Origin of the sequence: Lacinutrix iliipiscaria, assembly GCF_042686125.1 — a bacterium.
Lineage (GTDB): Bacteria > Bacteroidota > Bacteroidia > Flavobacteriales > Flavobacteriaceae > Oceanihabitans > Oceanihabitans iliipiscarium.
Map to the genome: position 1 here is coordinate 259,351 of NZ_JBHUOV010000007.1, position 24,116 is coordinate 283,466.

The 24,116-nt window shown below is 32.4% G+C and carries 23 protein-coding genes and 2 tRNA genes; 15 read left to right on the top strand and 10 right to left on the bottom strand.

The genetic code is table 11. The annotated features are described in order from the left end of the window. Window positions 1-25 precede the first annotated feature (25 nt). The gene (locus tag ACFS5M_RS11680) at window positions 26-1,303 is read left to right on the top strand and encodes an NAD(P)/FAD-dependent oxidoreductase (RefSeq protein ID WP_183488362.1); all 1,278 of its coding nucleotides are present in this window, start codon (window positions 26-28) and stop codon (window positions 1,301-1,303) included. Window positions 1,304-1,423: 120 nt separating this feature from the next. Here the strand turns inward: ACFS5M_RS11680 and ACFS5M_RS11685 are convergent, their stop codons facing one another. The 3 genes from ACFS5M_RS11685 to ACFS5M_RS11695 all read right to left on the bottom strand — a co-directional run bounded on the left by ACFS5M_RS11685 (window position 1,424) and on the right by ACFS5M_RS11695 (window position 2,865). Next, window positions 1,424-1,663 (bottom strand): hypothetical protein, encoded by a 240-nt coding sequence (locus ACFS5M_RS11685; RefSeq protein WP_183488360.1) that lies wholly within the window; start codon window positions 1,661-1,663, stop codon window positions 1,424-1,426. Then, entirely contained in the window at window positions 1,653-2,108 is a 456-nt protein-coding gene (locus ACFS5M_RS11690; RefSeq protein WP_183488358.1) for an SRPBCC family protein, read from the bottom strand. Before ACFS5M_RS11690 ends, ACFS5M_RS11685 begins: the two co-directional genes overlap by 11 nt. 103 nt (window positions 2,109-2,211) lie before the next feature. Further along, window positions 2,212-2,865, bottom strand: coding sequence for a T9SS type A sorting domain-containing protein (locus ACFS5M_RS11695; protein WP_183488356.1), 654 nt, complete (start codon window positions 2,863-2,865; stop codon window positions 2,212-2,214). Between the two features lie 227 nt (window positions 2,866-3,092). Here ACFS5M_RS11695 and ACFS5M_RS11700 point away from each other — a divergent pair, with 227 nt between their 5' ends. The 7 genes from ACFS5M_RS11700 (at window position 3,093) to ACFS5M_RS11730 (ending at window position 12,522) form a co-directional block, all read left to right on the top strand. After that, window positions 3,093-5,018, top strand: coding sequence for a peptidylprolyl isomerase (locus ACFS5M_RS11700; protein WP_183488354.1), 1,926 nt, complete (start codon window positions 3,093-3,095; stop codon window positions 5,016-5,018). 1 nt (window position 5,019) lies between these two features. Further along, window positions 5,020-5,874, top strand: coding sequence for a peptidyl-prolyl cis-trans isomerase (locus ACFS5M_RS11705; protein WP_379898906.1), 855 nt, complete (start codon window positions 5,020-5,022; stop codon window positions 5,872-5,874). Beyond that, complete coding sequence (locus ACFS5M_RS11710) at window positions 5,837-7,282, top strand: peptidylprolyl isomerase (protein ID WP_183488352.1); 1,446 nt, start codon at window positions 5,837-5,839, stop codon at window positions 7,280-7,282. Before ACFS5M_RS11705 ends, ACFS5M_RS11710 begins: the two co-directional genes overlap by 38 nt. Window position 7,283: 1 nt before the next feature. Then, complete coding sequence (locus ACFS5M_RS11715) at window positions 7,284-8,237, top strand: AAA family ATPase (protein ID WP_183488350.1); 954 nt, start codon at window positions 7,284-7,286, stop codon at window positions 8,235-8,237. A 283-nt stretch (window positions 8,238-8,520) separates the two neighbouring features. Then, window positions 8,521-10,791: an aconitate hydratase gene (locus tag ACFS5M_RS11720; protein ID WP_183488348.1), complete on the top strand. Its 2,271-nt coding sequence runs from the start codon at window positions 8,521-8,523 to the stop codon at window positions 10,789-10,791. A gap of 119 nt (window positions 10,792-10,910) precedes the next feature. Next, window positions 10,911-11,582 carry a Crp/Fnr family transcriptional regulator gene (locus tag ACFS5M_RS11725; RefSeq protein WP_183488346.1) on the top strand — a complete coding sequence of 224 codons (672 nt, stop codon included), beginning with the start codon at window positions 10,911-10,913 and terminating at the stop codon, window positions 11,580-11,582. 76 nt (window positions 11,583-11,658) lie between these two features. Further along, entirely contained in the window at window positions 11,659-12,522 is an 864-nt protein-coding gene (locus ACFS5M_RS11730) for an anti-sigma factor (protein WP_183488897.1), read from the top strand. Window positions 12,523-12,604: 82 nt separating this feature from the next. Here the strand turns inward: ACFS5M_RS11730 and ACFS5M_RS11735 are convergent. Both ACFS5M_RS11735 and ACFS5M_RS11740 read right to left on the bottom strand, forming a co-directional pair. Beyond that, window positions 12,605-12,688, bottom strand: a tRNA-Leu gene (locus tag ACFS5M_RS11735). Window positions 12,689-12,744: 56 nt separating this feature from the next. Continuing rightward, window positions 12,745-12,817 (bottom strand) — tRNA-Lys (locus tag ACFS5M_RS11740). A 131-nt stretch (window positions 12,818-12,948) separates the two neighbouring features. Between ACFS5M_RS11740 and ACFS5M_RS11745 the strand changes: the two genes are divergently transcribed. Continuing rightward, window positions 12,949-13,467, top strand: a complete 519-nt coding sequence (locus tag ACFS5M_RS11745) for a shikimate kinase (protein WP_183488344.1) — start codon at window positions 12,949-12,951, stop codon at window positions 13,465-13,467. On the opposite strand, the gene ACFS5M_RS11750 is transcribed toward ACFS5M_RS11745, so the two are convergent. Together ACFS5M_RS11750 and ACFS5M_RS11755 are read right to left on the bottom strand one after the other, a co-directional pair. Continuing rightward, entirely contained in the window at window positions 13,459-13,962 is a 504-nt protein-coding gene (locus tag ACFS5M_RS11750) for a phosphoribosyltransferase family protein (protein ID WP_183488342.1), read from the bottom strand. The genes ACFS5M_RS11745 and ACFS5M_RS11750 overlap by 9 nt on opposite strands. 51 nt (window positions 13,963-14,013) lie before the next feature. Then, entirely contained in the window at window positions 14,014-14,388 is a 375-nt protein-coding gene (locus ACFS5M_RS11755) for an RNA-binding S4 domain-containing protein (protein WP_183488340.1), read from the bottom strand. A gap of 84 nt (window positions 14,389-14,472) precedes the next feature. Between ACFS5M_RS11755 and ACFS5M_RS11760 the strand changes: the two genes are divergently transcribed. Then, the gene (locus ACFS5M_RS11760) at window positions 14,473-15,504 is read left to right on the top strand and encodes an FKBP-type peptidyl-prolyl cis-trans isomerase (RefSeq protein WP_183488338.1); all 1,032 of its coding nucleotides are present in this window, start codon (window positions 14,473-14,475) and stop codon (window positions 15,502-15,504) included. 51 nt (window positions 15,505-15,555) lie between these two features. Here the strand turns inward: ACFS5M_RS11760 and ACFS5M_RS11765 are convergent, their stop codons facing one another. The 3 genes from ACFS5M_RS11765 to ACFS5M_RS11775 are packed head-to-tail and all read right to left on the bottom strand — an operon-like array spanning window position 15,556 to window position 18,002. After that, on the bottom strand, window positions 15,556-16,140 hold the full coding sequence (locus ACFS5M_RS11765) for an outer membrane beta-barrel protein (RefSeq protein ID WP_183488336.1): 585 nt from the start codon (window positions 16,138-16,140) through the stop codon (window positions 15,556-15,558). Between the two features lie 46 nt (window positions 16,141-16,186). Further along, window positions 16,187-17,140, bottom strand: a complete 954-nt coding sequence (locus ACFS5M_RS11770) for a transketolase family protein (RefSeq protein ID WP_183488334.1) — start codon at window positions 17,138-17,140, stop codon at window positions 16,187-16,189. A 16-nt stretch (window positions 17,141-17,156) separates the two neighbouring features. Further along, window positions 17,157-18,002 (bottom strand): transketolase, encoded by an 846-nt coding sequence (locus ACFS5M_RS11775; RefSeq protein WP_183488333.1) that lies wholly within the window; start codon window positions 18,000-18,002, stop codon window positions 17,157-17,159. A 168-nt stretch (window positions 18,003-18,170) separates the two neighbouring features. Here ACFS5M_RS11775 and tgt point away from each other — a divergent pair, with 168 nt between their 5' ends. The 5 genes from tgt (at window position 18,171) to dnaB (ending at window position 24,100) form a co-directional block, all read left to right on the top strand. Further along, window positions 18,171-19,301, top strand: a complete 1,131-nt coding sequence (gene tgt / locus ACFS5M_RS11780) for a tRNA guanosine(34) transglycosylase Tgt (RefSeq protein ID WP_183488331.1) — start codon at window positions 18,171-18,173, stop codon at window positions 19,299-19,301. A gap of 48 nt (window positions 19,302-19,349) precedes the next feature. Next, window positions 19,350-20,426, top strand: a complete 1,077-nt coding sequence (locus tag ACFS5M_RS11785; RefSeq protein ID WP_183488329.1) for an LptF/LptG family permease — start codon at window positions 19,350-19,352, stop codon at window positions 20,424-20,426. Continuing rightward, window positions 20,413-21,312 carry a DMT family transporter gene (locus tag ACFS5M_RS11790; RefSeq protein WP_183488327.1) on the top strand — a complete coding sequence of 300 codons (900 nt, stop codon included), beginning with the start codon at window positions 20,413-20,415 and terminating at the stop codon, window positions 21,310-21,312. The genes ACFS5M_RS11785 and ACFS5M_RS11790 overlap by 14 nt, the downstream gene beginning before the upstream one ends. Before the next feature lie 61 nt (window positions 21,313-21,373). Then, window positions 21,374-22,327, top strand: a complete 954-nt coding sequence (locus ACFS5M_RS11795; protein ID WP_183488325.1) for an acetyl-CoA carboxylase carboxyltransferase subunit alpha — start codon at window positions 21,374-21,376, stop codon at window positions 22,325-22,327. 243 nt (window positions 22,328-22,570) lie between these two features. Next, window positions 22,571-24,100: a replicative DNA helicase gene (dnaB, locus tag ACFS5M_RS11800; protein ID WP_183488323.1), complete on the top strand. Its 1,530-nt coding sequence runs from the start codon at window positions 22,571-22,573 to the stop codon at window positions 24,098-24,100. Window positions 24,101-24,116 lie beyond the last annotated feature (16 nt).

Sequence of the window (24,116 nt, forward strand, 5' to 3'; positions counted from 1 at the left end):
GAAAGATATTTTTTAGTCTAGACATATGAATATTCCTAAGTCTGAAGTCCCTAGAATTGTTATTATTGGAGGAGGTTTTGCTGGCATTAAATTGGCCAAATCTTTAAAAAATAAAGCCGTACAAGTTGTTTTAATTGATAAAAATAATTATCACACTTTTCAACCTTTATTATATCAGGTTTCTAGTGCTGGATTAGAGCCAGATTCAATAGCTTATCCTTTACGTAAAATTTTAAAAAAACATGAGAATGCTTTTTTTCGTTTAGCTGAAGTTTATAGTATTAAGCCAGAAAACAAATCGATTACAACAAGTATTGGTCAGTTAAATTATGATTATTTAGTTATTGCGACTGGAGCGAAAACCAATTTTTTTGGAAATAAGGCGGTTGAAGCCAATAGTATGGCAATGAAAACGGTTCCGCAAGCGTTGAATATTAGAAGTTTGATACTTCAGAATTTTGAAAAAGCAGCTATTGCAAATTCAAAAGCTAGTCGAAAAACTTTTTTAAATTTCGTAATTGTTGGAGCAGGACCTACAGGAGTTGAGTTGGCAGGAGCTATTGCAGAGCTTAAAAATCATATTTTACCTAGGGATTACCATGATTTGAATGCGAGTGATATGCAGATTCATTTACTTGAAGGAAGTGCGCGTGTGTTGTCGCCTATGAGTCCGCATGCTTCTAAGAAGGCTGAAAAATTTTTAAAAAATCTCGGTGTTCATGTACATTGTAACACTTTTGTAAAGCACTATGATGGCTTAACTGTAATGACAAATACTACCTTGCAATTGCAAACAGAAACTCTAATTTGGGCTGCTGGTGTTACGGGAAATCCTGTTAATGGCCTTCGAGCTGAAGCGTTATCAGAACGTGGAAATCGTTACGTGGTGGATGAGTATAATATGGTGGAAGGGTATGATTCAATTTTTGCTTTAGGTGATATTGCGTTAATGAAAACGCAAAAATACCCTAAAGGTCATCCGCAAGTGGCTCAACCTGCCATTCAGCAAGGTGAATTATTAAGTAAAAATTTATTAAAATTAATACAGGGAAAACCATTAAAAAAGTTTGTTTATAATGACAAAGGATCTATGGCTACTATTGGAAGAAATAAAGCAGTTGTGGATTTAAGTCAATATAAGTTTGCAGGAATTTTTGCATGGTTTGTTTGGATGTTTATTCATCTTATGGCTTTGGTTGGATTTAGAAATAGAGTTGTGGTTTTATTTAACTGGATTTATAATTATATCAATTTTGATAAATCTGCTCGACTAATAATTAGACCGTTTAATAAGTTGAAGTAAAAGTTTATATTATTATATTTAAAGTATTGATTAATAATATTATAAATTTTAAGTATAGATATTATCTATCGTGATCAAAGACCTAAAAGTTATATAATTATAAGCGTCATTCGCAGCGCATTATTCATCATGCCATTCGCCTCTATGTGGTTTTAGTTGGTCTCTAAAAGGTTTCATATCTTCTTCATTTACCACAATAAAAGTTAAGGAGTGAAATTCATTTATTGTTTCGTGACCAATCATTAAAACCGTTGAGTTTTGATGCTTCACATATTCGTTTAAATGTATTTCGTGATGCTGAGCAGTTCTTAATGCTCCAGGACCTCTAAAATCCCATATAAGTTTTAGTTTACGCTTCATTGACTGATATATCGTTTTCTGCAAAGTTTTTAAAATCTAATAAGTATTTCATCGATTGCTTTTTAAAAGCTCTAGGCATGAGTAAAATCATCATTCGTAAGGTGAATGTTGTTGGTAAAAATTCATTTTTGCTCGTCCATTTAGTAAATCCTTCAGGTGTTGATTCAAAATAATTTTTTTGAATGTTATGTACGCCTTTGGTGTCATAAGTCATATGAAGTTCATGAGGTAGTTTGCTATAAATAATAGTTTCTGTAAGGTTCATTTCGCGCTTACCTAGTTTGTAAAAGAGCTCCATTTTACTACCTAATTCGCCAGGAATACCAGAAATATATTCATAACGAACTAATCCTTTTTGCCAATGCTTCATGTTTTCAGCATTGTTTAATTTTTTTATAAAGTCATCTAACGGAAGTTCAATAATGATTTCTGTTGTATAAGTCATTGTGTATAATTTATTGCATAGTATAAAGATACTATTTTATATAAAAACAGATAAAAAAGCCACCTTGGTTAAGGTGGCTAAAAAAGGGTTATAATTAAAGTTTTTAATGAATCGTTTTAATTACTTGAGTTGTATTACCTGATTCAAGCTGAACAAAGTATACTTTATTCTTATTAAGGTTTAGATCAAAACTAGTATTTGCACTTATGTTAATGTTTGTATAGTGCTTAACTAATTGTCCATTTATGTTATATACGTTTATGGAAATAGTTTCATTTTTTGAGGCCATTAACTGTCCATTAACAATGCTAAATGAAAGTTCGTTTTTCTCAATATCTGATGTAGATAAAGTTGTTACAGGAACATAGCTGGCTGCTAATCCGCTAAAACCACCACTAGCTGGATTTTGACTTCCCATGTTGTCATTATAAGTGTAATATATTTCGTCAATTGTAGTGCCATTTGGGTAAAAATCAGATAAATCAATAGTGACTTTATACAGGTCAGCACCTAGGCTAGCCATTATTGTGCCAGGGAAGCTTCCTAGTGGTTCAGAAGATATGCCATTTGAAGCATCGGAAGCGTCAATAAATAAATACAGATATATATCATTGCCATTAGCATCCCAATCGTCTCCATCAAATGTGTCGTCAACGTTAAATGTAACAAAGTTGTCGTCCGTTTGAATACGCATTTGGGCATTAGCTATTGTCACACATAAAACACCTAGTAACAATAAAAGTAATCTTGTTTTCATAAGTTATTTCTTGTAAAATTAATAGTTTAAGCTAAAATATAATAACAATAACAAAATTCCATGTTTTCATGTTGAAAAGCTAAATTCAACGTTTTTGTGTTTAATCATGTGCAACTAATATAAAATTAATACTAAAAAAACTTATTAACCGTTTGTTAATGCGACTTGGTATATAGCTTAATATTTCTATTTTTGCAAGACTTTAAAATAATACCTTAAGATACATTATGAGACTATTATCCATCCTATTCTTTTTTATTTTTACAATAAGTTTTCAGGCTCAAAATAAAGCAGGTGTACTTTTTACCGTAGATAATGATCCTGTATATAGTTCAGAGTTTATTCGTGTTTTTAATAAGAATCTAGATTTAGTTAAAGATGAATCTCAAAAAGACGTAGATGAATACTTAAAGCTATTCATTAATTATAAGCTCAAGTTAAAAGAAGCTAAAACTTTAGGTTTAGATAAAGATGAAAAATATTTAAGAGAACTTGGGAGCTATAAAAAACAGTTATCAAAAAACTACTTAACAGACAATAAGGTTACAAATGAATTGGTTGAGGAAGCTTATGAGCGAATTTCCAATGAAGTAAATGCTAGCCATATATTGGTTCGAGTAGATGAAAATGCAAGCCCTAAAGATACGCTTGTAGCTTATAACAAATTATTAAAATTAAGAGCGCGTGTTATTGAAGAAGGTTATAAAGCTGTTCAAAAAGATGTGCATGATGGTAAAACGGTTTTTGCAGAAGACTTAAATTATTTCACTGGGTTTAAAATGGTTTATGAGTTTGAAAATGTGGCTTTTAATACTCCTGTAGGTGAAGTGTCACAACCTTTTAGAACCCAGTTTGGATACCATATTGTTAAGGTGTTTGATAAAAGAAAATCTAGAGGTCAGCGTGAAGTAGCTCATATTATGATTAATTTAAAAGAAGATGCTGAAAGTAGAATTCAGGATATATACAAGAAAATTCAACAAGGGGAAGATTTTGGGTCTTTAGCTAAACAGTTTTCAGAAGATAAAAGCACGTCCAATAAAGAAGGAAAATTAACGCCGTTTTCAGGAGGAGAATTACGTTCTCCAGAATTTGAAAATCAAGCTTTCGGAATTCAAAATGAAGGGGATTATACTCAACCATTTAAAACCGATTTTGGATGGCATATTATAAAACTTATCAAAAAAATAGAAATCGGTTCTTTTGAAGACATGAAACCTACGCTAGAATCGAAAGTAAAACGAGATTCTAGATCTAAATTAATAAGTGAATCTAGAGTTGAAGAACTAAAAAAACGATATACCATTTCTAATGTAGATCAGGATTTGGAATACTTTACTTCTATACTAAACAACGAATACTACAATAGTAAATGGAAAGTGCCAGAAGACTTTAATCCTGAAAAAGCATTTGTTAAAATCGAAAGCAAACAATTAACATATAAGGATTTTGCAGATTTCTTAATTAAAAATCAACGTCGTACAACAAAACAAGTCGATTTTAAAGAATTGGTTACTACAACGTATAATAGTTTTTTAGAAGGCAACTTGCTAGAATTTCAAGAAGAAAATTTAGAAAACGAAAATGAAGAATTCTCTTATATTTTAAGTGAGTATAGAGACGGATTGTTGTTGTTTGAGTTAATGGAGAATGAGATATGGAAAGCTGCAGCCAAAGATACCGTTGCTGTACAAGAATATTACAGTGCAAACCAAAGCAACTATTTTTTTAATGAACGTATTGATGCTATTGTAGCGTCTTCAGCTAAAAGAAAAGATATAGAAAAGGTTGGAAAGTTGATGAAAGAAGGAAAAACACCAGACGAAATAAAAGAGCTTGTTAATACCAATGATGAAATCCGTGTCATCTTTACATCAGATAAAATGGATGCAAGTCATCAAGCTATTCCTAATGGATTTTTATTTAAAAAAGGCGTGTCAGAAGTTTTAGAACATAATGGTGCTTTTATAGTGGTAAAAGTTAATGAAGTGCTTCCAAAAACGTTTAAAACTTTTGAAGAAGCTAAAGGAAAAGTTGTTAGTGATTATCAAGAGGCTAAAGAAATGAAATGGCTAAAAGCACTTGCCAACAAGTATAAAGTAGTCATTAATCAAGAGGCTTTAAAAGAAGTGAAATATAAATTAAACAAATAATTTGCGTTTTAAAATCGTCATATTAGTCGCTGTTGTCTTTCTTTTAATGTCTTGCGATTTTTTTAAAGAGCAAGAAGAAAGAACACCAATAGCACGAGTTAATGAATCGTATTTGTACGAAGAAGATATCGAGGATTTAATGACTCAAGAACTTTCTATAGAAGACAGCACGATATTAGTTAACAATTATATTAATAGTTGGGCAACTCAGCAGTTGCTTGTTCAAGGTGCAATGCTTAATTTAAGTGAAGAAAAACAAAATGAATTTAACAGATTAGTTGAACAGTATAAGAGCGATTTATATTCTAAAGCATATTTACAAGCTCTAGTAAACAGAGGTTTAGATACAATTGTGTCTTTTGAAGAGGCTGAAATTTACTATAATGCAAACAAGGAGGCTTTTAAGCTTAATGAAGAGTTAATCAAGTTTCGTTATATCAATCTAGATGAAAATTGGAAAGATAACAACGAGGTGGCAAAGAAATTTAAAAGGTTTGACGCTCAAGATAAAAAAGAACTCGACTCCATGTCTATACAATTTAAATCGTATTCGTTAAATGATTCTATTTGGATAAAGTTGAACCAAATAATAGAAAAAATTCCTGCAATAAATGCAAATAATAAAGATCAACTGTTAAAAAAATCTAATTTTATACAACTCGAAGACTCATTAGGTTTATATTTGATGCAAATTAATGACGTGCTATTGCAAAACAGTATTGCGCCAATAGAATATGTGAAACCTACGATTGATCAGATAGTCATTAATAAAAGAAAATTAGAAAAAATCAGAGAATTAGAAAAGGATATTACAAAAGATGCAATTACAAACAAACAATTTGAAATTTACAAATAATCTAAAACACATATTTACATTATGTGTAGCAATTTTTATCTCAAGCGAATTATCAGCGCAAGAAATCATTCCAGATGAAGTGAAAGAAGAGGTAAAAGATAGTGTACAACCATTTCAGGCTACTAAAATTGATGGTGTTGCTGCTGTAGTTGGAGATAATATTATTTTAGAATCTGATATCGATAAAACCATTTTACAAATGAAATCTCAAGGCGTCAACGTTGAAGATATTCCACGCTGTCAGATTTTTGGATCACTTTTAGAAAATAAACTTTATGCACATCATGCCGTTCAAGATAGTATTGAAGTGTCTGATGATGAAATACGATCAAATGTCGATTTTCAAATTCAACAATTTCTGGCTAATACAGGAGGAACATTAGAAGACCTTATTAAGTTTTATAAAAAAGAAGATGAAAAGAGCTTTAGAGAGGAAATGTACCAGATTAATAAAGGAAATGAACTTGCTAAACGCATGCAAAGTAGTATAGTTGACGAAATTGAAGTCACTCCAGAAGAGGTGAGACTTTTTTTTAATAAAATTCCAGAAGATGAACGACCAACATTTGGGACAGAATTAAAGGTGTCTCAAATTGTAATCGAACCAAAAGTTTCTCCTGAAGAAAAGGAAAAGATTATTAATAGACTTAAAGAATTTAAAGCAGATGTTTTAGAAAATGGAGCAAGTTTTAGATCTAAAGTAGTTCTTTATACAGACGATAAAGCATCTATTCCAAAAGGAGGTTTATACACTTTAAATAGAGAAAAGCCAGTGTTTGTAAAAGAATTTAGAGATGTTGCTTTCTCTTTAGAAGAAGGTGAAATTTCTGAGCCTTTTGAAAGTGTTTTCGGATTTCATATAATTCAGCTTGAAAAAATACGCGGACAAGAATATGACGCAAGACATATTTTATTGATTCCTGAAGTTTCTCAATCCGCAATGGACGAAGCTAAAGAAAAATTGGAAGCCATTCGAGAAAAAATTGTAAATGGTGATATCACTTTTGAAGAAGCTGCTAGAGAGTCTAGTGATGAAAAAGAAACAAAAAGTGAAGGCGGATTTTTAATTAATCCTGCAACACAAGATTATAATTTTGAGTTAACACGAATGGATACAGAATTATATACTCAAATTCAAGATTTAAAAGATGGCGAAATTACTTTAGTTCAAACTGAAAGAGATAGAACAGGTAAGGTTAAGTATAAAATTCTTCGTGTAACAGATAGAGTTGACGAGCATGTTGCAGACTATTCTAGAGATTATTTGAAAATAAAAGATTTAGCACTCACAGAAAAACAATTTAAAGCTATTGGAAAATGGCAAGATGATAAAATCATGGATACCTATGTTAAAATTAATGGAGAACATAGAGACTGTGATTTTACGAGTAACTGGTTAAAGAAATAATATGTCAGACGTAGCAGCTGTAGAACAATTTGTTAGAAAATATAAAGCCTTAAGACAAGAAATTGCTAAAGTTATTGTTGGGCAAGATGATGTTGTAAACCAAATCCTAATTTCTATTTTTTCTGGTGGACATGCATTGCTTATTGGTGTTCCAGGATTAGCAAAAACATTAATGGTCAATACAATTGCTCAAAGTTTAGGTTTAGACTTTAAGCGTATTCAATTTACACCAGACCTTATGCCTAGTGATATACTAGGAAGTGAAATTTTAGACGAGAATAGACAGTTTAAGTTTATTAAAGGACCAATATTTGCTAATATTATTTTAGCAGATGAAATAAATAGAACACCACCAAAAACACAAGCCGCTTTGCTTGAAGCTATGCAAGAACGCGCTGTAACAGTTGCTGGACATCATTATAAGCTAAGTTTACCTTATTTTGTATTAGCGACACAAAACCCTATTGAGCAAGAAGGAACGTATCCTTTACCTGAAGCTCAATTAGACCGTTTTATGTTTGCTATTAACTTAGATTATCCCTCGTTTCAAGAAGAAGTACAAGTGGTTAAAACAACGACTACAGATGTACAAGTACAAGTCAATGCTTTGTTTTCTGCTGATGAGATTATTAATTTTCAACAACTTATTCGTCGTATTCCTGTTGCAGATAACGTGATAGAATATGCGGTATCTATGGTTGGGAAAACAAGACCTAATAGTGATTCTGCAATAGATTTAGTTAAGAACTATATCGATTGGGGAGCAGGTCCAAGAGCTTCACAAAACTTAATTTTAGCAGCAAAAACTCACGCTGCAATACACGGCAAATTCTCACCAGATATTGAAAATATCCAAGCTGTTGCGCCTAGTATTTTACGTCACAGAATTATTAAAAACTATAAGGCAGAAGCTGAAGGGATTTCTGAAGATCAAATTATTAAAAGCTTATTTTAATAATTACCCTTGTTAAATTTCACTTTAATAAGTAATCTCAGATAGCTTCTAACTTATTAAATCATCTAAAATCATTAGTTTTTTAGTTTTAAACACTTGTTAATTTATTATTTTTTTAATAAATAAATTAGTAATAGCGCAAAATATATTCATAAAAATGCTTATTTATTGAATTATGTTTAGTAATCGTTCGTTTTTATTATATATTTTTTAAAATATCGTAAAAATGTGTATTTTTGCAAGACCTAAAAAACTGTATTAATCAACCAATAAATAAATAAATATGGCATTCGACATTGATATGATAAAAAAGGTTTATGCTCAAATGGCTGAGCGTGTAGATAAAGCACGCGAAGTTGTTGGTAAACCATTAACACTTTCTGAAAAAATATTATATAATCACCTTTGGGATGGAAATCCTACTACTGCATTTGTAAGAGGAAAAGATTATGTAGATTTTGCTCCAGACCGTATAGCCTGTCAAGACGCAACTGCTCAAATGGCTTTATTACAGTTTATGCAAGCAGGAAAAGCTAAAGTAGCAGTTCCGACTACAGTACACTGTGATCACCTAATACAAGCTAAAGATGGTGCTTCTGAAGATTTAAAACACGCCAATACTGTAAGTAGTGAGGTTTTTGACTTTTTAGAATCTGTATCTAATAAATATGGTATTGGTTTCTGGAAACCAGGAGCTGGTATCATACATCAGGTGGTTCTTGAAAATTATGCTTTCCCTGGAGGAATGATGATTGGAACCGATTCACACACTGTAAATGCAGGTGGTCTAGGAATGGTAGCAATTGGTGTTGGAGGAGCAGATGCTGTAGATGTCATGGCTGGAATGGCTTGGGAACTTAAATTCCCTAAATTAATTGGCGTTAAATTAACTGGAAAAATTTCTGGTTGGACAGCGCCTAAGGATGTGATTCTAAAAGTAGCTGGTATTGTTTCTGCAAAAGGAGGTACTGGTGCTATTGTTGAATATTTTGGACCTGGAGCGACATCAATGTCATGTACAGGAAAAGGAACCATTTGTAATATGGGAGCCGAAATTGGAGCAACAACTTCTACTTTTGGTTATGATGAATCTATGGAGCGCTATTTAAGAGCTACAGAACGTGCTGATGTTGCTGATGCCGCAAATCAAGTTAAGGAATACTTAACTGGTGATGCTGAAGTCTATGCTAATCCTGAGCAGTATTTTGATCAAGTTATTGAAATTAACTTATCTGAATTAGGGCCTTTATTAAACGGACCATTTACGCCAGACTTATCTACACCTGTGGGAAGCAAAATGAATGAAGCTGCTACAACTAATGATTGGCCAATAAAAGTTGAATGGGGATTAATAGGTTCTTGTACGAACTCTTCTTATGAAGATTTATCAAGGGCTTCTTCAATCGCTCAACAAGCTTTAGATAAAGGATTAAAAATGAAAGCTGAATTGGGAATTAATCCTGGTTCTGAACAAGTACGCTATACAGCAGAAAGAGATGGAATTCTAGAGGTTTTCGAAAATCTAGATGCTAAAATATTTACCAATGCTTGTGGACCTTGTATTGGTCAATGGGCTAGATATTCTGACCCAAAAAATGCACCAAAAAATAGTATTGTGCATTCTTTTAATAGAAACTTTGCTAAAAGAGCAGATGGCAATCCTAATACTCATGCCTTTGTTGCTTCTCCTGAAATTACTGCTGCTATTGCTATAGCTGGACGTTTAGACTTTAATCCTATTACGGATAAGTTGATTAATGAAAATGGAGAAGAGGTGATGTTTGATGAGCCAACAGGATGGGAGTTACCTCCTAAAGGTTTTGAAGTAAAAGACAATGGTTATTTAGCTCCAGTTGCAGATGGAAGTGGAGTGCAAGTTACTGTAAGTCCAACTTCTGAAAGATTACAATTATTAACACCATTTGAGCCTATTGGTAATAAAATTGAAGGTGCTAAATTGTTAATTAAGGCTTTTGGGAAATGTACAACAGACCATATTTCAATGGCTGGACCTTGGTTGCGTTTTAGAGGACATTTAGATAATATTTCTAATAACTGTTTAATCGGAGCTGTTAATGCTTTTGGTAAGAAAACAAACTTTGTTAAAAATCAATTAACTGGCGAGTATGGAGGTGTTCCTGATACAGCTAGAGCTTATAAAGCTGCTGGAGTTAGAACAGTAGTTGTTGGTGATCATAATTATGGAGAAGGGTCTTCTAGAGAGCATGCTGCAATGGAGCCAAGACATTTAGGTGTAGCTGCTGTTATTGTGAAATCTTTTGCAAGAATTCATGAAACCAACCTAAAAAAACAAGGAATGTTAGGTTTAACCTTTAGTAATGAATCTGATTATGATTTAATTCAAGAGGATGACACGTTCAACTTTGTGGATTTAAATGAGTTTGCTCCTGGAAAACCATTGACCTTAGAGGTGGTTCACTCAGATGGAAGTAAAGATATTATCATGCTAAATCATACTTACAATCAACCGCAAATCGATTGGTATAATGAAGGTTCTGCACTAAATCTTATTAAGAAAGAGAATAATGCTTAAATAGTATTAATTCAAATTAGCATTAAAGCTCCTGAATAATTTTAGGAGCTTTTTTTGTTCAATTTTGTAAGTAATATAAGTGTTAACCGACCATTTGTGAAACATGTAATATTGTAAAAATGAATTCACTTTGGTTTTTCGATGATGTCAATTTGTTTAAAGTTCTGTGCCCTCACAAATTTAAATCATATAAGCAGAATCATAACTTTGATGCTTATAAAAAAAAGGATTACATTTATTTTGTAGAAGATTCTGCAAATAAGGTATACCTTATAGAAAAAGGCAAAGTAAAAATAGGATATTATAATGAAGATGGAGATGAGGTGGTTAAAGCCATTTTAACACGCGGAGAATTATTTGGAGAAAAAGCCATTCTTGGAGCAAATAAAAGAAATGAATTTGCACAATCTGTAGATAATGAAACGTCAATTTGTCCTATTGGTGTTGAAACCATGCATGATTTAATGCGCAACAACCAAACCTTTAGTTTTAAAATTTATAAGTTTATTGGTTTTAAATTTCAAAAGCTAGAAAGACGCTTACAGTTGCTTCTTTTTAAAGACACTAAAACGCGCTTAATTGAATTTTTAGATCAATTGTGTGAAGAATATGGATATAATTGTAAAAAAACAGGAGATCATGTTATAAAACATCCATATACTCAAAAGGATATCGCCTCACTAATCGGTACTTCAAGACCTACACTTAACATTCTTTTAAATGAATTAAAAGATGAAGAAATGCTTGACTTCAGTAGAAAAGAAATAAGAATTTATAAAAAAATTGCTTAGTGTTAGACAGCTAACATTTTATGATAAGTCTGTTGTATAATTTTGGTTCATAATTATAAACTAAAATTATATGACAATGATTAAAAAAATGTTTTTAGCAATTTTGGCATTAGGAATTTTTGCCACTTCATGCAGTAGCGATGACGATAACTCTATTTCTACAACAGCAGAATTAACACTAAACTTAAATGGTTTAGAAGCTCTCGGAAATGATTATGTATACGAAGGCTGGATTATTGTTGATGGCGCACCTGTTTCAACTGGAACATTCACTAGCGTAGCAGCATCTCAAACATTTACAGTTAATGCAGCACAATTAGCCTCAGCGACTACTTTTGTAGTATCTATAGAACCAGCAGTAGACCCAGATCCAGCTCCAGCTGACACAAAAATACTAGCTGGAGATTTCTCAGGCGATACAGCAAGTATAGATACAGGAATAGTTGGTGATTTTAGTAATGCAGCAGGCGCATTTTTCTTAAGAACACCAACAGATGAATCGGGAATGAATAATGGTAATGATGAAAATGGAGTTTGGTTTGGAACTCCAGGAGCACCTCCAATGCCAAATTTTGTTTTGCCAATGTTACCAGATGGTTGGGCTTATGAAGGTTGGGTTGTAGGTGATTCAGGTCCTTTAAGCACTGGAACTTTTACAGCGTTTAATTTAGCTGATAATGCAGCGCCTTTTAGTGGTGCTTCAGCTGGACCACCAGTCCCTGGAGAAGACTTTTTTATGAATGAACCAGTAGGTGAAACCTTTCCTTTAGATATTAGAGGGCGAACTGTTGTAATTTCTATAGAACCAGTGCCTGACGATTCTCCTGCTCCTTTTGTAATGAAACCATTAGTCGGAGTGGCAGGAGTAGATTTAGCGCCAGCGCTACATGATTTTAATCAAAACCTAATGTCTTTGCCGACAGGAAGTGTAACAAGGTAAATGCTTATTCATCAAAATTATAAAACACCGTTTTAATAAAAAATTATACGGTGTTTTTTACAGATAAGTTGTTGAAATATTGTGCGCACGAGAAGATTCGAACTTCCACGTCCTAATGGACACTAACCCCTCAAGCTAGCGCGTCTACCAATTCCGCCACGTGCGCAAAAATAAAAAGCAATATAAATAAAAAAAGTTAAGCTACTGCTTAACTTTTTTTTGTGACCGGGCTGGGGCTCGAACCCAGGACCCTCTCCTTAAAAGGGAGATGCTCTACCAACTGAGCTACCAGGTCATAATTGTTTCTCTTAACGAGGGTGCAAATATAAAATGTTTAATTAAAAAAACAATACTTTTTTTAGATAAATTTTTGTTTTTTTGTGAAGTACTAGCCTATGTTTTTAAGAATCAATTTATAACATAAAAATGAAAATAATTCTCTTGGGATATATGACCTCTGGAAAGTCACTAATTGGAAAAAAATTAGCACAAACTTTGGATTGTGAATTTATTGATTTGGATGAATGGATTGAAAAAAAAGAGAAACTAAAGATTAGTGAAATATTTAAAAAACGAGGTGAAATCTATTTTAGAAAATTAGAACACGAAACCCTTAAGACTTTAGTTTTAGACACTAAAAGAAATGTGATTAGTTTAGGTGGAGGTACACCTTGTTATAGTAATAATTTAGATTTACTAATAAATAAATCAGATTTAAAAACACTCTATTTAAAAGTTTCAATGACTAATTTAGTAGACAGACTCTTTAAAGAAAAAAAGAATAGACCATTGGTTTCTCATATTAAAACAAAAGAAGAATTAACAGAGTTTGTTGGGAAGCACTTATTTGAACGCATACCATTTTACACACAAGCAGAGTTTACAATCGATGCTGATAGAACAGAAAACGAAATCATAGAATCCATCCTCTTTAAATTATTTTAGAAAAGCTTCGAAGCGCTTACCTTCTAATACAACATCGATATGCTCATGTAAGGAGGTCGATAATGAAATGCCTTTGAAATCGGCTTTAACAGGATATTTTTTATGATTTCTATTGACTAATACTGCGGTTTTAAATTGTTTTAATGGGACATCCAAAAAATGCTTTACTCCATATACAAGTGTGGTTCCGCTATTTAAAACATCATCAATTAGCACAACTGATTTATTCATGTAGTTTTCAGCCGAAATCGAAGTTTTAATAGGTTGTCTTGGATTTTTCTTATCAATTAATACTTTGCATAAAATGGGATTAATTGATGATATTTTAGAGATAATCAATTTTAATTTTTTAGCTAAAATATAACCATTACTATCTATTCCAGCTAAAACAACTTCATCTTCATTCATATTGCTCTCATAAATTTGAAAAGCAATGCGTCTAATTTTATGATTAATTTCTTCATGTGTTAATATGCTGTTTTCTTTGCTTTCCATAAGATGTAAGTGTTTTTCAATTATAAAAGAGAAAAGTTAAAAGTACTAAATTTAGTTTTCATTCTCATCATGATAATCTTCAATATCTCTACGATCTTTTTTAGTTGGTCTTCCTGTTCCTTTTTTTCGATAATAATCTTTTGAATACTTAAGAATATCCTTAGCTTTAAAGGCTTCTTTTGGTGTAGTGTCTGTTCTGTAAATATCAACTAACTTAGCACCAACTCTACTAGAAGGAATATCATTAACTTTTAAGGTGTAGTTAATTTGATCTTTTCTGACTGTAATCATATCTGTAGCATAAATTTCTCGACTAGGTTTTACAGTATCACCATTAACTTTCACATGGCCTTTTTTACACGCATTGGTTGCAATATTTCTTGTTTTAAAATACCTAACACACCATAAATACTTGTCAACTCGCATATAATATATTGAAAAAACTACGTTAATGTTCTTGTGCAAAATTAGTTTAAAATTGTATCTTGCAAGCAAAAAAAATAAGCAATAATGAAATTAAGAAAAATTACTTTAGGGATTGCAGCTTTAATGGTTACTGTTACTAGTTGTAATAAAGATGATGAAAGTACTTCAACGGTTCCTGATCGTGATAGAGCAGAAGTTTATGCCGAAGACATCGTTGAAATTGAAGAGTATTTAGAAACCCATTTCTATAATTATGAAGAATTTGATTTTGGAGATCCATATAGTTTAGCAAATGACACTTATAAGATTGTTGTAAGCGAAATACCTGAAGGTAATCCAGACAATGTAACGTCTTTAATGGATAGCCCAGAGCTAAGCTTTAAAATGGTTACAGATCCATCTGATGAAACCATAGAATACAAATTATATTACTTAACAGTAAGAGAAGGTTTAGGAAGTCACTTAAATTTTATTGATCAAGCTTTTGTGAGTTACGAAGGGACATTGTCTGATGAAACTGTTTTTGATAGTGCTGTGACTCCTGTGTCATTTAACTTAACGACTGTAGGGCTTACCTCTGGAGTGGTTACAGGTTTTAGAGAGTCACTTCTTGAGTTTAAAACATCTACAGGGTTTACAGATAATGGAGATGGTACACTTACATATCATGGTCATGGTATTGGTATGAGTTTTATACCTTCAGGTATTGGTTATTTTTCTCAACCTATTGGTGATGTTGATAGCTATACACCAATATTTTTTAAATTTAATCTTGTTGATACTGTTATTTTAGACCATGACAATGATGGAATACCTTCATATCTTGAAGATTTAGATGGTGACAAAGATGTTTTTAGTGATGATACAGATGAAGACGTATCTCCGAATTTTTTAGATACCAATGATGATGGTGATTCACTTTTAACTGTTGATGAAATTGAAAAAGTCGAATATATTGTAGATACAAACATTGGAGAAATGGAACCAATACTTGCTTCTAATGAGTATGAGGTAGATAGAAGTGAAGAAGATGGAGTTATTACAATAAATACGATTATTTTAACCGATTCGAATAGTGATGGAATACCAGATTATTTAGATGACACAATCGAATAAACTAAATTAAAGATAAATAAAAAAGCCACTTTGTAAAGTGGCTTTTTTATTTTAAAGGAGTAATGAAATACTTAAGATAAGTTGATCTGGCCTTGTATCAATCCTACTTATATCTATGTCATTACTGTTTATAAATGTCGCTTCATTTTCACTAAAACCACGCTCATATCTTAAATCTATTCCAATTTTATTAATACTAACTCCAACTCCAAAATTAAGACCTACTGTAAAATCATTCTCAATGTCATCAATAGAAATACCTTCAAATTCTGTATCTATAATATATTGTAAAGAAGGTCCAGCAAAGACATTAAAATATTTCAAGAATGTCACACCAGCTAAAAGTGGCGCATCAAGTTTTTGCATTTTAAAACTATCGTCATCATAATCACTTCTAGTACTAGTAAATACAAGTTCTGGTTTAACGAAAAATTTTCCGCCTAATTTTCCAAAGAGGCCAAAATGAAATCCTACATTTCTATCAGGATTTTCTGAACTTGAGCCTATAGATTCAAAATAATCACCATTGGCATTATAATTTAAACCACCTTTAAAACCAAAGCCTTTTCCTTGTTGCGCATGTAAACTAAATACAAAGGCAAAAAGTAAAAGGCTAGTAAATAAGAATCTCTTCATAATATGCGTTGTATTGATTTATAATTACAACGAATAATACGACTAATTATTTTCTTTTCATAACGGTTTCAACAGCTTTAATAATAGCGTTGCTGTTTAAACCGTATTTTTCCATAAGCTGAGCAGGAGTTCCAGATTCTCCAAAAGTATCATTAGTAGCAACAAACTCTTGTGGTGTTGGATTGTGTTTTGCAAGTACTCTAGAAACACTTTCTCCTAATCCACCTAGATAGTTATGTTCTTCAGCAGTAACAATACAGCCCGTTTTTGCTGCTGAATCTAAAATCGCTTTATCATCTAGTGGTTTAATCGTATGAATGTTTATCACTTCAGCAGAAATACCTCTTTCATATAACGCTTTAGAAGCTTCTAAAGCTTCCCAAACTAAATGCCCTGTAGCCACTATAGTAACATCTTTACCTTCAGTTAATTGAATTGCTTTTCCGATTTCAAAAGTCTGGTTTTCTGGAGTGAAAATAGGAACTGAAGGCCTTCCAAAACGTAAATATACAGGACCATGATAATCTGCAATAGCAATAGTTGCCGCTTTTGTTTGATTATAATCACACGGATTAATAACAACCATGCCAGGAAGCATTTTCATTAATCCAATATCTTCTAATATCTGATGCGTTGCACCATCTTCGCCAAGCGTTACACCAGCATGAGAGGCACAAATTTTCACGTTTTTATCTGAATAAGCAATACTTTGTCTTATTTGATCGTAAACACGACCTGTAGAAAAGTTAGCAAAAGTTCCTGTAAACGGTATTTTTCCACCAATGGTTAATCCTGCTGCTATACCCATCATATTGGCTTCAGCAATTCCTATTTGAAAAAAGCGTTCAGGGTTTTCTTTTATAAATTGATTCATTTTTAAAGAGCCAATTAAATCGGCACAAAGTGCTACAACATTTGGATTTGTTCTCCCTAACTCTGTAAGTCCATCTCCAAAACCACTTCGTGTATCTTTTTTTTGAGTATATGTATATGTTTTCATTATTCTTATTTGATGATTAATAATCTCCTAACGTTTCAGCATTTTGAGCTAAACCAATAGCTAATTGCTCGTCATTTGGTGCTTTACCATGCCAAGCGTGTGTGTGCATCATAAAATCTACACCATTACCCATTACTGTTTTTAGTAAAACGCAAACAGGTTTTCCTTGACCAGTTTTAGACTTCGCTTCAGCCATTCCGCTTATAATGGAGTCAATATCATTTCCTTGTTCAATCTCAATAACGATCCATCCAAAAGCTTCAAATTTTTCTTTAATATTTCCCATGGCTAAAACGGTGTCTGTAGAACCATCAATTTGTTGGCCATTTAAATCTATTGTAGAAATTATATTATCAACTTTTTTTGCTGAAGCGTACATAATAGCTTCCCAATTCTGACCTTCTTGCAATTCACCATCACCATGAAGACTATATATTAAATGATTATCATTATTTAGTTTTTTTGCTTGCGCTGCACCAAGAGCAACACTCATACCTTGACCTAAAGAACCAGATGCGATACGTATTCCTGGTAAGCCTTCATGCGTTGTAGGATGGCCTTGTAAACGAGAATTAATTAAACGAAAGGTGTTTAATTCTTCAACTGGAAAATATCCAGATCTTGCTAAAACACTATAATAAACAGGTGAAATATGGCCATTAGATAGAAAGAATAAATCCTCTCCTTTACCATCCATATTAAAATTAGTGCTGTGCTCCATTATATGGTTATAAAGACTTACGAAAAATTCAGCACATCCTAAGGAACCTCCAGGATGTCCAGAGTTGACTTTGTGTACCATTCGTAAAATATCTCTACGGACTTGAGTAGTTAAATCTTTTAGTTGTTGTGTGTTTGGCATGTTTTTAAAGTTAAATTTAAGTAGTCAAAAATAGAGGTTTATAAAGCTATAGCAAAAAGAGAATGTGTACACTTATTAACCAATTTCATGCATTTGCTAACAATTTTGATTTTATTAAGAAGCTCCTCCCATTTTGTTAATTATATTTGCCCATTCATTATATTAAGTATGACATTTGAATTAAAAGCAAAAGATGCACAAAGTAGTGCAAGAGCAGGAGTAATGACTACAGATCATGGTGTTATCGAAACACCAATTTTTATGCCTGTAGGAACTGTGGCTTCTGTAAAAGGAGTACATCAACGAGAACTTAAAAATGATATTAATCCAGATATTATTTTAGGCAATACTTATCATTTGTTTTTAAGACCTCAAACACCAATTTTAGAGAAAGCAGGTGGCTTACATAAATTTATGAATTGGGATAGAAATATTCTAACAGATTCTGGAGGCTATCAGGTTTATTCTCTATCGGCTAATAGAAAAATAAAAGAAGAAGGCGTTAAATTTAAATCACATATTGATGGTAGTATGCACATGTTTACACCAGAAAATGTAATGGAAATTCAACGTAGTATTGGTGCAGATATTATCATGGCATTTGATGAATGTACACCTTATCCTTGCGATTACAACTATGCAAAGCGTTCAATGCATATGACCCATCGTTGGTTAGATAGATGTATTAATCACCTAGAAAAAACACCTTTCATGTATGATTATAGTCAGACGTTTTTTCCAATAGTACAAGGGAGTACTTACAAAGATTTACGTAAACAATCTGCCGAATACATTGCGAATGCTGGAGCAGAAGGAAATGCTATTGGTGGGCTTTCTGTGGGTGAACCTGCTGAAGAAATGTATGCCATGACCGAAGTGGTTACTGACATACTGCCTGAAGATAAACCTAGATACCTTATGGGTGTGGGAACACCAATTAATATTCTAGAGAATATTGCGTTAGGTATAGACATGTTTGACTGTGTGATGCCAACACGTAATGCTAGAAATGGCATGCTGTTTACAGCTCATGGAACTATAAATATGAAAAATGCTAAATGGAAGGATGATTTTTCTCCAATAGATGAAATGGGAATTACGTTTGTCGATACGGAATACAGTAAAGCTTATTTAAAACATTTGTTTTCTGTAAATGAATTACTCGGAAAACAAATCGCAACCATTCATAATCTTGGTTTTTATATGTGGTTGGTTCGCGAAGCAAGAAAACATATCTTAGCAGGAGATTTTAGAATTTGGAAAGATAAAATGGTTAAGCAAATGAATAAGCGTTTATAGTTTGAAATGCGAAAGGCATCTGACCAAAAAAGCAATATAAAATAACTGATGAAAATTTTAGATTGGTACATATTAAAACGTTATTTGTTTACATTTTTCATGATGTTACTGCTTTTTATTCCTATTGGAATTACAGTGCATCTAGCAGAAAAAATAGGGAAAATCCTTGAAAACGAAGTGCCTATTAGTGAAGTACTGCTGTACTTTGTAGATTTTACAATTTATTTTGCTCACCTTTTATTTCCATTATTTTTATTTCTTTCAGTAATCTGGTTTACCTCCAAACTAGCTAACAATACCGAAATTGTGGCGTTTTTAAGTTCGGGTGTTTCATTTTCTAGGTTTTTACGACCATATCTCATTGGCGCAACTATTGTTGCGATACTATCTATTGTCTTGGGATTGTATCTTGCTCCAGAAGCAAGTAAAGGATTCAATGATTTTGATACAAAATATTTATCCCGAAAAAAGAGCAGTAATAATAACAATGATGTATTCAGACAGATTAATGATAATGACTATATATATGTAAGTAGTTTTAATATTAAAAATAAGGTTGGACAAAATTTCACCTTAGAGCATTTTGAAAATGATAAATTAATATATAAAATTTCTGCTCAAAATATAAAATATCTTGAAGGTGATTCTTTATATAGATTAACACGGTATGTTAAACGACAGATTGGTGACCATGAAGACATCATAGAAAAAACGAAAAGAAAAGATACACTGTTCGCTTTTGATTTAGACGATCTAACACCTGTTGAATATATAGCAGAAACCTTAGCTTATAGTGACTTAACTCGTTTTATTGATAAAGAAGAAAAAAGAGGGTCATCAAATATCGGACGTTATAAATTGGTTAAATATAGAAAATGGAGTTTACCAGTTTCAGTATTCATATTAACCATTATAGCCGTAGCAGTTTCTTCAATAAAGCGTAGAGGAGGAATGGGAGTCAACCTTGCCTTTGGAATTTGTATTGCCATGATTTTTGTGTTTTTTGATAAGATCTTTGGAGTTATGGCTGCTCAATCTAATTTTTCACCTTTATTAGCAGTTTGGTTTCCAAACATCTTGTTTGGTATTTTAGCACTATATTTATTATATAATGCTAAACGATAAATTAAAAAATTATCTACACCTACATGTTCTAGTATTTATTGCTGGTTTTACAGCTATTCTTGGAGAACTTATATCTATTACTGCAGTCCCCTTAGTTTGGTTTAGAATGAGTATTGCCACCATACTTATAGGTTTTTATGTGTGGTTTTCTAAAACCAAAATTAAATTGCCAATAACTGCCATTGCAAAACTATCTTTTGCAGGAATCATTATCGCTTTACATTGGATTACTTTTTTTGGAGCTATAGATGTTTCAAATGTTTCAATAACGCTAGCAATGTTTTCTACTGGTGCTTTTTTTGCTTCTTTGATTGAGCCCATAATTTATAAACGAAAAATTATTTGGTATGAAATGCTCTTCGGTTTAATAGTCATATTTGGAGTTGTAATAATTACGCAAAGTGAAATAAAATATTTAAGCGGAATTGTACTAGGGATCATATCAGCATTCCTATCTTCTTTATTTGCAGTGCTTAACGGAAAGTTTCTAGAAAAATATTCAGCAACAACGATTTCTTTTTATGAATTTATTAGCGGAGTAGCATTTATAAGTATTTTTCTGCTCGTTTTTTATGACGGTTTTTCGGTTGAGTTCTTTCAGTTGTCTACTACAGATTATATCTATTTATTCATATTAGCATCTGTCTGTACAGCGTATGCCTTTATAGCTTCAGTATATGTGATGCGCTATATTAGTCCATATACAGTAGTACTCACGTATAACTTAGAACCAATTTATGGTATAATTTTGGCCATTATTTTATTCCCTGAAAAAGAAAAAATGTCCTCACATTTTTATTATGGTGCATCGATGATTCTTGGTGTAGTAGTATTAAATGGGATTTTAAAAAACAGGAAGGCTTTAAAAAGAAATCAGTCTAAATAAATTAAGACATTAAAGTTTTTTATATTTGTGGGCTAACTAAAATTAATCTATAAATTCGAATATGGAATATTTAGAATTTGAACTACCTATAAAAGAGCTAGAAGATCAGCTTCAAAAGTGCCAAGTTATTGGTGAAGAAAGTGATGTTGATGTCACTGAAACATGTAAGCAAATTGAAAAGAAACTCATAGCAACCAAAAAGGATATATATAAAAACTTAACACCTTGGCAACGTGTACAAATGTCACGTCACCCTAATAGACCTTATACCTTAGATCATATTAAAGCACTTTGTGGCGATACCTTTTTGGAGTTACATGGTGATCGTAATGTGAAAGACGATAAGGCTATGATTGGAGGTTTAGGTAAAATTGGAGATCAAAGCTACATGTTTATTGGTCAGCAAAAAGGGTATAATACTAAGACTAGACAATATAGAAATTTTGGAATGGCTAATCCTGAAGGCTATCGTAAAGCCCTTCGTTTAATGAAATCTGCCGAAAAGTTTGGAATACCTGTAGTTACCTTTATTGATACTCCAGGCGCTTATCCTGGTTTGGAAGCTGAAGAGCGCGGACAAGGAGAAGCTATTGCTAGAAATATTCTTGAAATGACTCGTTTAAAAGTCCCAATTATTGCTATTATTATTGGTGAAGGCGCTTCAGGAGGTGCATTAGGTATTGGTGTTGGCGACAAGGTATTGATGTTAGAAAATTCATGGTATTCAGTGATTTCACCAGAAAACTGTTCGTCTATTTTATGGCGAAGCTGGGAGCATAAAGAAAAAGCAGCCGAAGCACTTAAACTAACTGCAACAGACGCTAAGAAAATTAAAGTTGTTGATGGGATTATAAAAGAGCCTATTGGAGGTGCGCATAGCGATAGAGAAAAAACATTTTTAGCTGTTCGCGATGCCATTGTTAAATCTTATGATGAGCTTAAAAACTTATCACCAAAAGATTTGGTAAAACAACGTATGGAAAAATATCTAAGCATGGGTGTTTTTAAAGGTTAGTCCTTATAAACCCACACGCTTAAAAAATCTGAAGCCTATCACTTCAGATTTTTTTATGCTTATTAACAATATTTTGAAACTTATTAACACTTTCTTGTGAAGATTCAAGTATCTTTATAAAATTAAAATTCTCCATAATTTACTTACTTTCGCTCTCCATTAAATGAGCTAAATTTAATTCTGAAAGAAAAGTAAAATTGATTTGGCGAATCATTCTGACCTCTTATAAATAATTTATTATAGATGAAACAACCTAATCCAATAAAAGGCTATCAAGTCGATAAAAGCACGATAATTAATCTTGAAAAAGGGAAAATACCTCCTCAAGCTATTGATTTAGAGGAAGTAGTGCTTGGTGCGATGATGATAGACAAAAAAGGGGTAGATGAGGTCATTGATATTTTAAGTGCAGATGCTTTTTATAAAGAAGCACATCAGCATATTTTTGAAGCTATTTTTCAGCTGTTTGAGAATAGTGAACCTATTGACTTATTAACAGTTTCTAGTCAATTAAAGAAAAACCAAAAACTAGATATAGCTGGAGGTGATTTTTATCTCATTTCATTAACTCAAAAGGTGTCTTCTTCAGCACATATAGAGTTTCATGCACGTATCATTTTACAGAAATTTATTCAACGTAGCCTGATAAAGATTTCAAGTGAAATTATTGAAGATTCTTATGATGAAACAAAAGATGTTTTCGATTTATTAGATAATGCTGAAGCTAAACTTTATGAAGTCACTCAAGGCAACATTAAAAAGTCTAGTGAAACAGCTCAAAGCTTAGTCATTCAAGCCAAAAAGAAGATTGAAGAAATTTCTAATAAAGAAGGAATGAGTGGTATTCCTTCTGGATTTGATAAATTAGATAAGTTAACCTCTGGTTGGCAAGAAAGTGATTTAATTATTGTTGCTGCTCGTCCTGGTATGGGAAAAACAGCGCTTACTTTATCTATGGCGAGAAACATTGCTGTAAATCACCAAATCCCTGTAGCTTTCTTTTCATTAGAGATGGCTTCGGTACAGTTAATAACGCGTTTAATTTCAAGTGAAACGGGTTTGTCTTCCGAAAAATTAAGAACAGGTCAATTAGAAAAACATGAATGGGAACAACTAAATGTAAAGGTTAAAGGATTAGAAAAAGCGCCACTATTTATAGATGATACCCCTTCGTTATCTATCTTCGATTTGCGAGCAAAAGCACGTCGTTTAGCCTCTCAACATGGTATTAAATTAATCATTGTCGATTATTTGCAATTAATGACTGCAGGAGGAAGCCAAAAAGGAGGAAATAGAGAGCAAGAAATTTCAACAATATCTCGTAACCTTAAAGCGTTAGCAAAAGAGTTAAGTGTTCCTGTAATTGCATTATCTCAATTATCACGTGCAGTTGAAACTCGTGGAGGAAGTAAAAGGCCTTTACTATCAGATTTACGTGAATCTGGAGCTATTGAGCAAGATGCCGATATTGTAAGTTTTATATACCGACCAGAATACTATAAAATTGAAGAATGGGATGATGAAGAACGCTCACCTACAGAAGGTCAGGCAGAATTCATAGTGGCTAAACATAGAAATGGTGGATTAGATAATATTCGCTTAAAATTTATTGGGCATTTAGGTAAATTTGATAATCTAGATGATTTTGATTCGCCTTTTGAGTTCCATTCAAAAATGAATGCTGCAGCAAATGATGATACGTTCAAAACTCAAAATTTACCATCACCAAATGATGCATTTGGAGCTCCAGATGATAACGATGTGCCGTTTTAATTAATCTCATAAAAGA

What these genes read in the sequence shown, in the direction of transcription:
- ACFS5M_RS11710 (WP_183488352.1), top strand. Translation starts at nt 5,837, where the DNA reads ATGCAATTACAAACAAACAATTTGAAATTTACAAATAATCTAAAACAC.
- ACFS5M_RS11750 (WP_183488342.1), bottom strand. Translation starts at nt 13,962, where the DNA reads ATGGAAAGCAAAGAAAACAGCATATTAACACATGAAGAAATTAATCAT.
- ACFS5M_RS11770 (WP_183488334.1), bottom strand. Translation starts at nt 17,140, where the DNA reads ATGAAAACATATACATATACTCAAAAAAAAGATACACGAAGTGGTTTT.
- ACFS5M_RS11785 (WP_183488329.1), top strand. Translation starts at nt 19,350, where the DNA reads ATGAAAATTTTAGATTGGTACATATTAAAACGTTATTTGTTTACATTT.
- ACFS5M_RS11775 (WP_183488333.1), bottom strand. Translation starts at nt 18,002, where the DNA reads ATGCCAAACACACAACAACTAAAAGATTTAACTACTCAAGTCCGTAGA.
- ACFS5M_RS11730 (WP_183488897.1), top strand. Translation starts at nt 11,659, where the DNA reads ATGATTAAAAAAATGTTTTTAGCAATTTTGGCATTAGGAATTTTTGCC.
- tgt (WP_183488331.1), top strand. Translation starts at nt 18,171, where the DNA reads ATGACATTTGAATTAAAAGCAAAAGATGCACAAAGTAGTGCAAGAGCA.
- ACFS5M_RS11720 (WP_183488348.1), top strand. Translation starts at nt 8,521, where the DNA reads ATGGCATTCGACATTGATATGATAAAAAAGGTTTATGCTCAAATGGCT.
- ACFS5M_RS11695 (WP_183488356.1), bottom strand. Translation starts at nt 2,865, where the DNA reads ATGAAAACAAGATTACTTTTATTGTTACTAGGTGTTTTATGTGTGACA.
- ACFS5M_RS11700 (WP_183488354.1), top strand. Translation starts at nt 3,093, where the DNA reads ATGAGACTATTATCCATCCTATTCTTTTTTATTTTTACAATAAGTTTT.
- ACFS5M_RS11790 (WP_183488327.1), top strand. Translation starts at nt 20,413, where the DNA reads ATGCTAAACGATAAATTAAAAAATTATCTACACCTACATGTTCTAGTA.
- ACFS5M_RS11715 (WP_183488350.1), top strand. Translation starts at nt 7,284, where the DNA reads ATGTCAGACGTAGCAGCTGTAGAACAATTTGTTAGAAAATATAAAGCC.
- ACFS5M_RS11725 (WP_183488346.1), top strand. Translation starts at nt 10,911, where the DNA reads ATGAATTCACTTTGGTTTTTCGATGATGTCAATTTGTTTAAAGTTCTG.
- ACFS5M_RS11680 (WP_183488362.1), top strand. Translation starts at nt 26, where the DNA reads ATGAATATTCCTAAGTCTGAAGTCCCTAGAATTGTTATTATTGGAGGA.
- ACFS5M_RS11745 (WP_183488344.1), top strand. Translation starts at nt 12,949, where the DNA reads ATGAAAATAATTCTCTTGGGATATATGACCTCTGGAAAGTCACTAATT.
- ACFS5M_RS11765 (WP_183488336.1), bottom strand. Translation starts at nt 16,140, where the DNA reads ATGAAGAGATTCTTATTTACTAGCCTTTTACTTTTTGCCTTTGTATTT.
- ACFS5M_RS11760 (WP_183488338.1), top strand. Translation starts at nt 14,473, where the DNA reads ATGAAATTAAGAAAAATTACTTTAGGGATTGCAGCTTTAATGGTTACT.
- ACFS5M_RS11685 (WP_183488360.1), bottom strand. Translation starts at nt 1,663, where the DNA reads ATGAAGCGTAAACTAAAACTTATATGGGATTTTAGAGGTCCTGGAGCA.
- ACFS5M_RS11755 (WP_183488340.1), bottom strand. Translation starts at nt 14,388, where the DNA reads ATGCGAGTTGACAAGTATTTATGGTGTGTTAGGTATTTTAAAACAAGA.
- dnaB (WP_183488323.1), top strand. Translation starts at nt 22,571, where the DNA reads ATGAAACAACCTAATCCAATAAAAGGCTATCAAGTCGATAAAAGCACG.
- ACFS5M_RS11690 (WP_183488358.1), bottom strand. Translation starts at nt 2,108, where the DNA reads ATGACTTATACAACAGAAATCATTATTGAACTTCCGTTAGATGACTTT.
- ACFS5M_RS11795 (WP_183488325.1), top strand. Translation starts at nt 21,374, where the DNA reads ATGGAATATTTAGAATTTGAACTACCTATAAAAGAGCTAGAAGATCAG.